Below are 10,923 nucleotides of genomic sequence, written 5' to 3' on the forward strand. Positions count from 1 at the left end.
ATGAAAGCCTGTCCTCAGCATAGTACTGGGAAGGAGGGAGTGACCATCTCATTAATTATCCCACGCTAAGACTATATTTTGTACAGCAGTGGAGAAGGATGAGAGACCAGCAGTTCATTAACAGGGACTCCTTTTTGCTTAAGCGGCTCAATGGTTCTTTCTATATAAACCGTATTCCAGAGTGTTATCGCCGCCGTATGTAGTGTCAGCGCCGGTGGCGTGGTAACGCTGATCCTCCCACCCCCAGATCCCTGATTTCATTCAGCCGGTGCATGAAGGATGCTCGCCCAAGGGCCTCACCCTTATTCAGCCCCGCCTGTATGCATCGGCCTAAGCCTTTATCGCAAAATCAGTCCAGCATAAACAGCGTCCGATCTCTGCAGAAAATCGCCCTCTGCGCTACGAGTTTGAACGCATTTACTCTGTTTATAGGTAACATTCGCTCCACGATATAATGATATCGGCAACGTATTCAGCATCCTGAGCATGAGTCAGAAGGTGATCCGCCTTACCCAACGAAATGAAACTCTTGGGATGCTTTGCTGCTTTGAATATTTTTTCGGCCTGCTCAATTAACACAGTATCATCTTCAGTCGCATGAAAAATAAGCATAGGCTTGTTCATGGCGAACACCTTATGAGCGATTTTGTGTTCCTGAATATTGTCCAGCATCTGTTTCTTTAAGGTAAATACCCGCCCGGCCAGCTCAACGGGATAGGCTCCATGCTGGTTAATGTTTTCAACATCATCCTTAAAAAGACGTTTTACGTGTGTCAGTTCTCCGGGTGATCCTATGGTGACAACGGCCTTTGCCTCAGGAACTTCGCCGGCAATAGACAGAATGGCCGATCCCCCCAGGCTATGGCCGATGAGCAAAGAAGGCGCTTCGTACTGTCGGCGGAGATAATCTACCGCGCAAAGCAGGTCCGAAATATTGGATGAGAAGTTGGTGTTGGAAAAATCCCCTTCGCTGTTTCCCAGACCAGTAAAATCAAACCGGAGAACGGCGATAGCATTCTCTGTCAGTTTCCGCGCAATACGCGCCGCGCCTTTGAGGTCTTTGCCACACGTAAAACAATGAGCTAACAGCGCAAACGCTTTAGGATTTTCAGGAAGTTCAAGCAATCCGGCCAGTTCTTCACCAGCCGCATTTTTGAACGTAAATTTTAGTTTTTTCATAGGATATTCCAGGTCTTAAACTGATTTCATATGTTTGATCGCAGGGAAAAATAATCTTCTGCTCTGCATCTGGCATTACGCGTTTTCCTTCCTCTACTGGGGATGTGAAACAGAATTCATTCCGAATGCCTGTCCTCACCTTCCAGTTTGAAAGCTGATTATTGCTTCCTGTTCGGTGATCACTTACGCTATGCTACCAACTAGATGGTAGTTTACAAGAATTTTATGAGGTCTCACTGAATGGCCAATTGCGCGCTCATTCTTAAAATATCCCTGGCAATGCTGGCGTTTGCTGCAAACTCTATTCTGTGCCGTCTGGCCCTGCAGGGAGGCCACATTGATCCCCTTTCATTCAGCAGCCTCAGGCTGGCCAGTGGTGCACTCGTCCTGTCACCTTTCTTGTTTTATCACGCAAAAACTACATTATCGCTGTGGCGTCCGCTGAGCGGATTTTACCTCATGGTGTACGCAGTGCTCTTCTCTGTCGCCTATATCCATCTCGATACCGGGGCAGGTGCGCTGTTACTTTTTGGTGCCGTACAGTTTGCGATGGTGATCCACGGATTATTTAAAGGGGAATCACTCTCCGTTATGCGGGCTTGCGGTTTAGTTATTGCTCTGGCAGGAATTGCTGCCCTGCTGTTACCCGGGGCGAAGGCACCGCCGCTTTACAGTGCACTTATGATGATCGTTGCCGGATTAGCCTGGGCCGCCTATTCCGTCAGGGGGAGGGCGGGCCAGGCGGCCGGGGCTTCAACGGCGGCAAATTTTGTACTCGCCACGCCGATGGCTCTCGCTCTTTCGTTGCTGTTTATGAAGCAGGGTCACTATGATGCTGCGGGCATTGCTTTGTCATTGCTGTCCGGTGCCGCCGCCTCAGCCGGTGCATATGTATTGTGGTATACCCTTTTACCCTCTCTCGGCTCTATCACCGCCAGTACCCTTCAGCTCAGCGTTCCCTGTCTGGCAATGCTAGGGGGTGTGGTATTCCTGGATGAATCACTGACGGTCAGAACGATATTTTCTGCCCTGGCGGTGCTGACTGGCATTGTGATGGTGACACGCGAGAAATCCCCCCGTCAGTCGATGACAAAGGCGAGAGAACCTTAATAACGCAATTAATTCATGCAGTTGTGATGATTCTCTTATGTTAATCACACGAGCCAGTTTTCCCGCTCCGGCATCAGACTGACAGTAATACTGAGGTCGACGTTTCTGACTACACCTAAGGCAGGTTTATGAAATGAAATATGATTTTGATGAGTACGTAAGCAGAGAGAAAACAGACAGTCTCACCGTGGACGGCTGGCGGGAATACCTGTTTTCGGGACAGTCCGAATTTGCAATGCGGTATCCGGCAGAAGGGCTAATCAACCTCTGGGTTGCTGACATGGCTTTTGCCACACCAGAGCCGATTCTTCAGGCCATCAGAGACCGTCTGGATAGAAAAATACTCGGCTACACTAAAATCTACGACGAAGAATACTATGAGATCTTTGGCAGCTGGTGTGAGCGACAATATGGTCACCGTTTCAAAACGGAAGACATTGTGCTGTCTCCGGGCATTATTCCCGCGCTGAACCGTCTCGTCCCGCTTCTGACCGACATGGATGACAGTATTCTTATTATGACGCCTTCATATGGCCCGTTTAAAAAGGCGGGTGAATACAGTCAGCGTCGCGTGGTGTACTCGGCGTTAAAAAAATCAGCAGGCGGCTGGGAACCTGACTGGGAAGACTTTGCACGCAAAGCCAGTCAGGCCGATTTACGTGTGAAAATTCTTTTCCTGTGTAATCCGCATAACCCGACCGGACGAGTCTGGCGGCCTGATGAACTTAAGCGGATTATTGAAATTTGCCTGGCCAATGACATCTGGGTGATATCTGACGAAATTCACTGCGACCTGTCCCGAAGCGGTATCGGTCATACACCGGCCGCCTCTCTTTTCCCTGATTCTACACGCATTATTACCTGCATGTCCTCGAGTAAAACATTCAATCTGGCCGGGAATTTGTTGGCAAATATCATTATTCCGGATCCCGGTGTCAGAAGCGAGTGGCGTCTCAGACACGACGAGTTCATCTCTCCACTGAGCCTGGCAGCAAACAAAGCGGCGTGGAGTGAATGTGATGACTGGCTTGTCCATCTGAGGGAATATATTGACGGCAATTTCCAGTACCTGCACGACTATCTCAAAAGCTATTTACCCGAAACCAGGTTCTCGATCCCCGAAGGGACATATCTGGCCTGGATAGATATTAGCCGCTACCTGCCCGACACCGCAGGTGAGGATTTATCGCTGTATTTTGCCCGGGAGTCAGGGGTCCTTCTTGAAGGGGGCTTGCTGTTTGTCGACAATGGGGACGGATATATCCGGTTAAATCTGGCCTGCCCACGGAGTATGCTGACAGCAGGGATGAAAAGAATTTCACAGGTACTGCGGATACCGGCTCCTCATCGTGTATAACCCCTTTCTCTCTGGCCGTTTTGTCCTGTCAGGATGTCGTCAGAACCCGGCATAACACCCTGTGCCGGGAACACAAAAGGCACGGATGAACAGGTCGTGAATATTCTTAGTGAAGCCTGCTGATGACATGTCTGGCGACAAAAAAATGCCGCCCTTAAGGGGCGGCTTATGCCAGCGTCACGGGGTTATCGTCTGACCGCCATGATGCCCGCATCGACATCCCAGATAGCGCCCGTCACCCATGAGGTTTTGTCAGACAACAGGAAGAGAATAGTGTTTGCCACATCTTCGGCAGTTCCGACGCGTCCCAGCGGGTGGAAATCGTTCAGCGACTTCATAGCATCTGCGATATCCGCTTTGTCCATGAAGCCTTCGTATATCGGCGTATGAACAATCCCGGGAGACACCGCGTTGACACGAATACCCGCGCTGGCCAGCTCAATCGCCAGATTACGCGTCAGGGCATGCAGACCCGCTTTTGCCATTGAATAGGCCGAGGCCGGCGAGTCACCCAGTGCAGCCTGAGCACCAATCGAACCGACGTTGACGATAGACCCTTCGAGCTTCGCGGCGAGCATGTTCTTCACGACATCCTGTGTAATAAAGAACGTGGCTCGGTTCAGCGAAAGATACATGTCATAATCGGCAAAGCTGTGCTCGGTAAATCCTTTGGGCATGAAGATACCGGCGGCATTCACCATCAGGCTGATATCGCGATGGTGAGCATTAATTTCCTGACGGATAGTTTCCATACCTTCTTCGGTCATCAGGTTCGCCGCGATGACCGCAACCGGTCCCAGAGGGCTCAGTTCTTTTTGCACCGCTTCGGCTTTGTCTTTTTTATTCCCGGTCAGCACGACACTGCCGCCCGCTTCCAGTACCATGCGTGCCACGGCCAGGCCCATGCCGCTGGTACCGCCGACGACGAGCAGTTTTTTACCTTTGAAAAAAGTGTTCATTTTCTGACTCCATTACTGGTGGGTAAGACGTTGCCGGCAGCGTGAAACTGCCGGCGGTTGACGGATTAAATACTGCAGCCATCCGTTCCGCAGGTCTGACCCGCAGTGGCTGAAAATTCGGTTTGCTGTTCATCCCAGACCTGACGCAGGGCATTCAAAAAGTTATCTGCTGCCTGAGCCCCGCTGATGGCATATTTTTCGTTCATCACAAAAACCGGAACGCCGCTGAGGCCAATAGACTGTGCGTGGGCTTCATCGTCGGAAACGGTGGCGCGAAAATCGTCATTTTCCAGGGCGGCTTCAGCGTCAGCTTTCGGCATACCGGCTTCTACGGCCATGGCAACGAGCTGCTGACGGTCAAAGAGAGAGCGACCTTCGGTGATACTGCCATGATAAAAACGTTCTTCCACCGCGTCCGCAATTCCGGCCTTACGCGCGGCAACCAGCAGGGTGTGTGCATCTTCTGTATCACCAAACATCATGCCGTCGAAGTTGTAGATCAGACCTTCAGATTTACCGGCGGTGCCCACCTGATTCATCATCAGCTCCGCTGAATGCTGACTGCCCAGCTTTTTAACGATGGCATCCTTAAAAGGCATCGCGGGAGTACCACCGGCCAGACGGTAGCTGTGATGGCGGATCACCACCTGGTCGCGAAATTCAAAGCGATTCAGACCCTGTTCAAATCTTTTTTTAGCAATCCAGCACCACGGGCAGACCAAATCTGACCAGATATCGATGGTAAGGGTGGGTTTCAGCGTTTGCATAATGATTCCTCAAAGACGTTGGGCGGTCGGATCTCACTTATCAGAGAACCGCGACCGTATGGGATTTATTGCGCCTGCCAGACCGGGTAATCGGTATAGCCTTTTTCCGGGGAACCACTGACGCCGTAGTAGGTGGCGCGGTCACTTTCTGCCAGTGGCCAGCCGTTTTGCATTCTTTCAACCAGATCCGGGTTAGCGATGTAGGGCACACCAAATGCCACCAGATCCAGCTCATCATCTTCCAGAGCCTGCTCTGCGATATCACGGGTAAAACCGCCGGCAGCGATGATGGTGCCTTTAAACGTGTTGCGAAAACGGCGGCGGAAGCCTTCCGGAAGTGGCGCTTTGATGTACACCGGCTGATAGTAAAGGTGTACGTAGGCCAGTTCCCGCTGACCGAGCGCGTCGGTGATGGCTGACCAGGTTTGCTCTTCACCTTCATACGGCGCGAGGTCATAAATGCGGCCGAACGGTGACAGGCGCACGGCAACGTGGCTGTTACCCACGGCTTCCGCCACGGCGTCAATGGTCTCCAGCAGGAAACGCTGACGATTTTCCACCGAGCCGCCGTATTCGTCGGTGCGGGTGTTCAGTTCGCTACTGAGGAACTGGTCAAAGATGAATCCGTTTGCCGCCATGATTTCCACGCCGTCAAAGCCGGCTTCCATCGCCAGGCGTGCGGAGTGCACGAAGTCTGCAGTGATGCGTTTAACTTCATGCGTTTCCAGCGCGCGTGGCTGGCTTGGTACAACCGGGCCCGGTTCTCCGGATTCGGTCAGCGCAAAAACGGTGGTATTGACCGCCTGAACGGTGCCCGCTGAAACCGGCGCTATGTGGCCTGGCTGAAGAGAGACGTGAGACATACGGCCGACGTGCCAGAGCTGCGCGAAAATACGGCCACCTTTGGCGTGAACCGCTTGTGTCACCTTACGCCAGCCCTGGACGTGTTCGTCGTTGTAGATACCAGGGGTATAAAGGTAACCCCGGCCTTCTTCTGAAACCGGCATCCCTTCGGTGATGAGCAGGCCAGCAGAAGCACGCTGTGCATAGTACAAAGCCACGACCTCATCCGGCACGTCATTCATGGTGCGGGTGCGGGTCATCGGTGCCATGACTACACGGTTTTTTAACGCCAGGCCAGACAGATTGTAGGGGGTGAAAAGCTTACTCATCGTATACCTCACAAAAAACAAAAAGGAGTATCCCGGCAGGGATTTGCACAGCCCGGCAGTATCATCGACTGGACGTCGCGCACTGGAGTTGCATAAACATCTGATGGGTGGCAATATACCAACCATCTAGTAGGTAGGTCAATGGCTGTGTCGTATTTTTTTGTCATAACGCAGCCATTTCTGAATTGTCACTCATTTTGCGAGGTCATCACCATGCGTACATTAACAGCTTATAACGAAGATAATTTCCGCCAGATAGAGCAGTACAACGGAATATCGGTGGTACGTTTCTCTGCACCCTGGTGTCCGCCCTGTCAGGCCAGCGAAGAAATGTTCAGTCAGTTTGCAGACCGGCTCGATAGAGATATTCAGGTGGGGAAAGTCAATGTAGATCAGGCGCCGGTGCTGACAACCAAATACGAGATCTGGGGGCTGCCGTCTGTGCTGATATTTCATGAAGGGCAATTAGTTAAACGCATACCGGGTGTGAAACCTGCATCGGTATATGCTCAGGCTATTGCGGACATAAAAAAAGGGCAGTAATGCCCTTTTAACGTGGAATTTATTAATGCTTAACCGCGTGCCTGACCGACGGCATCCAGAGTGCGGGCTGAATAAATGACCGCCGCGCCAGCGTTGAGGTTAATCGCCACGCCCAGCGCTTCAGCAATTTCAGCGTCGGTTGCACCGGCTTTCACAGCGGCGTCGGCGTGAAAAGCAATACAGCCGTCGCAGTGGGTTGTGACTGCGCACGCCAGGGCAATGAGTTCACGCACTTTTGCGCCCAAAAGGTCAGTTTTGTTACCTGCGTTGCCCAGGGCAACCACGCCTTTCATGGTCTCGGGGGTCAGTTTGCCCAACTCGCCTAAACGTTGCATTAACTCTGAGCGATAGTTGTTCCAGTCCAGCATAGTGTCATTCTCCTGAATGAGGGGTATTAAGAAGCAGTTTTATATACTTAAGGCTGTTGGCGAAGACTTCGGGTCTGGCCGTTGCATGCGCCACTACGCTTGAGCCTTCACAGACATTAATGATCATCAAAGCAATATCTGATGGTTCGGCATGGGATGAAAACTCACCTGACTCCATGCCCGCCCTGACGACTTTTGTGAGCCACTCGATTTGCATATCGAAATAAAGTGATGTCTGTACAGTAATTGCCTGAGGCAGATTGGCGGTCTCTGCTGACAACGCACAACACAGTGGCAGTAGCGAAGCTTTATGGCTTTGCGCGAAGATATCGATGTAAGCCGCAATTCTTCTCTCCGCGCTTTTCTCAGTCGCCTCTATCTGCTCAAATACGCGTTGTGTATCAGAGAACGCCTGTATTACCACCTGCTCACCCAGAATATCTTTGGTCGGGAAATGGTGATGAATACTGGCCTTGGTGATACCCACTATTTTTGATAAATCAGCATAGCTGAATACTGAATACCCTTTTTCGCGCATCAGGTGTTCTGCTTCGCTGAGCAGCCGTTCCCGTGTCATGGTTGTCATAATTACTCCATATAATCTACTAGTTGATAGATTATATTGTTGCTATTTTTCCGTAGCAAGTTGTATCACTGACTCAGTATCGTGCAGAGCTGAACGTCACTGCCATCCTGCATTCTGAATGGCAGCATTACATCTCTGACATCACGCCAGGCGTGTAATCATTTCAACCGGATTAGCCAGAGTATCGTGGATTGGCGAATTCTTTTGCATTTCGCTGACCAGCGCTTCTAACTCCTCGCGACTGGCGGTCTTGCTCGTAAGGTGAACATCGACGCGAATAGATTTCGCACCTTTACGCACGTTGCTGTCCAGCCCAAGGAAGCCGTTGAGGTTGATATCGAAATTAAGATCCAGCTCGATACCGTCCAGGTCGATCCCTTTTTCAGCAGCCATCATGGTAAGGGTGGCGGTATAACAGCCAGCCAGCGCCTGCATGATGTATTCAGTCGGGCTCATGCCGGTATCGGTGCCGAGTAAACCTGCGGGTTCATCACCGATATTAGAAAATTTCCCCACACGGCTGGTATCGATAACGCCGTTCTGGATTGTGGCGCCGGTCTCTGTGCGAACGGTTAATCCGCCGCTGGAACGGGCTTTCATCTGGAAAGTCAGGTTACCCAGGCCAGGCTGGCTGCGAACTGCTTCACGGGTATTGTGGATCGCAGCTGCGTCTGCAGAAGGTTTAACGGTAGTAGACATAATGGCTCCTGTAATTTCTTGATAAAAGGTATAGCTGGTGTAACCAGCACCAATCATCTAGTTGGTAGATTAGTGTCGCGAACCTCTTTTGTCTACTCTTTTATAAAAAATAGGGGGAAAAGAACCCAGCAGGCTGTTTTATTTCATAATAACCATTTGATTTTTTTATAATCTTCCCAGCCGCTCACTCTTGCAGCAATCCAGCCTTTACCCGAAGGATAGTCTGGCGGGTGGTATTAAATTCCCGGGCAATAGCACTGATACTGATGCCAGCATTTAGGCGCTCTGTCACTGTTTGCTTTTGTTCCTCGCTCAGGATGGGGGGGCGACCGAAGCGTTTTCCAGCCGCTTTTGCCCTCGCAATACCTGAATACGTTCGCTCAAGCAGCAAATCCCGCTCAAACTCCGCTACAGCAGAAATTACCTGCATAGTCATTTTTCCGGCCGGACTGGTCAAGTCAACGCCTCCGAGTGCGAGACAATGAACGCGAATATCTAAAGCCGCCAGTTGCTCTACTGTTTTTCGGATATCCATCGCATTACGACCCAGACGGTCAAGTTTGGTGACAATCAGTACATCCCCATTTTCCATGCGATCTAGCAACCGGATAAATCCGGGGCGTTCGCTGGCAGCAACCGAGCCACTGATATGCTCCTCAATAAGTCGTTGGGATCTGATGGCAAAACCCGCCGCTTCAATTTCACGACGCTGGTTTTCTGTGGTCTGTTCCAGAGTTGAGACCCTGCAGTAGGCAAAAACACGTGACATGGGAAACTTTCCGTACGAAATGGATGTCCGAATTATAACGTGTGTCCGAAATTAATTTCACTAAGTTTCGGACATGTGCTGTAAGTGGTGTACGAAACCGACCGGTTTCGGTCAGCGTGAAGTGATAACTCGAATGAACTATATGCAGAAGAAACATCTATGCCACGGAGACAAATACTCAGTAGTGAAGAAAAAAAGCTTGCTGGTTGTACCGGATGATGACGTTCTTCTGACGCGCATGTGCTTTTTGAGTGAACATGAGCTCGCGATTATTAATAAACACCGCAGACCCGAAAACCGCTTGGGCTTTGCTGTTTTAATCTGTTATTTGCGGGGCCGGGGTTTCCTCCCGACAAAAATTCGTCCCCTCACGGCGGAGTTATTTTCCGGCTTGCAGCTCATTTGAAACTTCAGCCTGATTTGTGGGCCGAGTATGCATCAAGAGAGGTCACCCGCTGGGAGTATCTGGCTGAAGTTTATCGCTACCTTGAATTATCCCCATTCAACCTGGCACGGCAAAAAACATGCATTCGTCACCTTTACCCCCAAGCCATGCGGAAAGACAGAGGTTTTTTGCTTGCGGAAGAAATGCTTTCCTGGCTCCACAACAATAATGTCATTTTCCCTTCTGTTGATGTCATAGAGCGAACTCTGGCCGAAGCAACAACGCTTGCAGAAAGGGAGGTATTTTCTACGCTGACCGCGCAGTTTGAACGGAAACATAAAGCGGCGCGGTCCGTCTGCTGGTATCTAAGGGTGAGCAACCTTCACGGCTGGCCTGGATGCTCCAGCCTCCGGGAAAAATTAATGGTAAGAATGTCCTGCAACATATCGACCGGTTAAGTGCGATAGAGTCGCTGGCACTGCCTGACGGTATTGCGCTACCCGAAACAGAATGGTCTGGTAAAGGCTCTGAGGGAGATTGGTCACATCGAAAGGTCATTATTTATGCTGGACTGCTTCCGAGATCCTTGCCTGCGTCGACGCGTACAGGCAGGATTGAATAAAGGTGAGGCCCGCAATGCCCTTCCGCGAGCAGTCTTTATGCACCGGCTGGGGGAAATCAGAGAACGGGGGCTGGAAAACCAGAGCTACCTGGCCAGCGGGCTGACATTGCTGACTGCGGCGATATCACTGTGGAATACGGTATATATAGAAAGAGCCATAGATTCTCTAAAGCGAAAAGGGATCCCACTAAATGAGCTGCTGATTTCTCATCTGTCCCTGCTGGGATGGGAACACATCGACCTGAGTGGAGATTACGTCTTGCGAACAAACCTCAAGCTGGGACAAGGAAAATATCGTTCGTTACGCTCTGTAGATAGCAGTCTGTACAAAAAACAGGCTTTACGAAGGATGTTTAATGAGATGGTCACTCCCTCCTTCCCAGTACTATGCTGAGGACAGGCTTTCA

At 50.8% G+C, this 10,923-nt stretch carries 11 protein-coding genes and 2 pseudogenes; 4 read left to right on the forward strand and 9 right to left on the reverse strand.

The window, feature by feature from the left end:
- Positions 1-86: 86 nt before the first annotated feature.
- Together ACSVHP_RS22555 and ACSVHP_RS22560 are read right to left on the reverse strand one after the other, a co-directional pair.
- A pseudogene (locus ACSVHP_RS22555) lies at positions 87-400 on the reverse strand (Tn3 family transposase); the annotation flags it as partial.
- 26 nt (positions 401-426) lie between these two features.
- Complete coding sequence (locus ACSVHP_RS22560; protein WP_447552976.1) at positions 427-1,179, reverse strand: alpha/beta hydrolase family protein; 753 nt, start codon at positions 1,177-1,179, stop codon at positions 427-429.
- A 240-nt stretch (positions 1,180-1,419) separates the two neighbouring features.
- Here ACSVHP_RS22560 and ACSVHP_RS22565 point away from each other — a divergent pair, with 240 nt between their 5' ends.
- Both ACSVHP_RS22565 and ACSVHP_RS22570 read left to right on the forward strand, forming a co-directional pair.
- Positions 1,420-2,289 (forward strand): DMT family transporter, encoded by an 870-nt coding sequence (locus ACSVHP_RS22565; RefSeq protein ID WP_001567390.1) that lies wholly within the window; start codon positions 1,420-1,422, stop codon positions 2,287-2,289.
- 133 nt (positions 2,290-2,422) lie between these two features.
- The gene (locus ACSVHP_RS22570) at positions 2,423-3,646 is read left to right on the forward strand and encodes a MalY/PatB family protein (RefSeq protein WP_023287190.1); all 1,224 of its coding nucleotides are present in this window, start codon (positions 2,423-2,425) and stop codon (positions 3,644-3,646) included.
- 185 nt (positions 3,647-3,831) lie between these two features.
- On the opposite strand, the gene ACSVHP_RS22575 is transcribed toward ACSVHP_RS22570, so the two are convergent.
- The 3 genes from ACSVHP_RS22575 to ACSVHP_RS22585 form a co-directional block, all read right to left on the reverse strand.
- The gene (locus ACSVHP_RS22575; protein ID WP_004729618.1) at positions 3,832-4,605 is read right to left on the reverse strand and encodes an SDR family NAD(P)-dependent oxidoreductase; all 774 of its coding nucleotides are present in this window, start codon (positions 4,603-4,605) and stop codon (positions 3,832-3,834) included.
- 65 nt (positions 4,606-4,670) lie between these two features.
- Positions 4,671-5,372: a DsbA family oxidoreductase gene (locus ACSVHP_RS22580; protein ID WP_001194072.1), complete on the reverse strand. Its 702-nt coding sequence runs from the start codon at positions 5,370-5,372 to the stop codon at positions 4,671-4,673.
- A gap of 65 nt (positions 5,373-5,437) precedes the next feature.
- Positions 5,438-6,544, reverse strand: coding sequence for an alkene reductase (locus ACSVHP_RS22585; RefSeq protein ID WP_021242986.1), 1,107 nt, complete (start codon positions 6,542-6,544; stop codon positions 5,438-5,440).
- 213 nt (positions 6,545-6,757) lie between these two features.
- Here ACSVHP_RS22585 and ACSVHP_RS22590 point away from each other — a divergent pair, with 213 nt between their 5' ends.
- On the forward strand, positions 6,758-7,087 hold the full coding sequence (locus ACSVHP_RS22590; RefSeq protein ID WP_021242987.1) for a thioredoxin family protein: 330 nt from the start codon (positions 6,758-6,760) through the stop codon (positions 7,085-7,087).
- A gap of 29 nt (positions 7,088-7,116) precedes the next feature.
- On the opposite strand, the gene ACSVHP_RS22595 is transcribed toward ACSVHP_RS22590, so the two are convergent.
- The 4 genes from ACSVHP_RS22595 to ACSVHP_RS22610 all read right to left on the reverse strand — a co-directional run bounded on the left by ACSVHP_RS22595 (position 7,117) and on the right by ACSVHP_RS22610 (position 9,509).
- Positions 7,117-7,455: a carboxymuconolactone decarboxylase family protein gene (locus tag ACSVHP_RS22595; protein ID WP_021242988.1), complete on the reverse strand. Its 339-nt coding sequence runs from the start codon at positions 7,453-7,455 to the stop codon at positions 7,117-7,119.
- A 4-nt stretch (positions 7,456-7,459) separates the two neighbouring features.
- The gene (locus tag ACSVHP_RS22600; RefSeq protein ID WP_020277920.1) at positions 7,460-8,041 is read right to left on the reverse strand and encodes a TetR/AcrR family transcriptional regulator; all 582 of its coding nucleotides are present in this window, start codon (positions 8,039-8,041) and stop codon (positions 7,460-7,462) included.
- Between the two features lie 141 nt (positions 8,042-8,182).
- Positions 8,183-8,740 carry an OsmC family protein gene (locus tag ACSVHP_RS22605; protein WP_000108589.1) on the reverse strand — a complete coding sequence of 186 codons (558 nt, stop codon included), beginning with the start codon at positions 8,738-8,740 and terminating at the stop codon, positions 8,183-8,185.
- 184 nt (positions 8,741-8,924) lie between these two features.
- Positions 8,925-9,509 (reverse strand): recombinase family protein, encoded by a 585-nt coding sequence (locus ACSVHP_RS22610; protein ID WP_012695450.1) that lies wholly within the window; start codon positions 9,507-9,509, stop codon positions 8,925-8,927.
- A gap of 159 nt (positions 9,510-9,668) precedes the next feature.
- Here ACSVHP_RS22610 and ACSVHP_RS22615 point away from each other — a divergent pair.
- Positions 9,669-10,910, forward strand: a pseudogene (locus ACSVHP_RS22615) (Tn3 family transposase).
- Positions 10,911-10,923 lie beyond the last annotated feature (13 nt).

The organism is Enterobacter sp. 186315 (assembly GCF_053290175.1).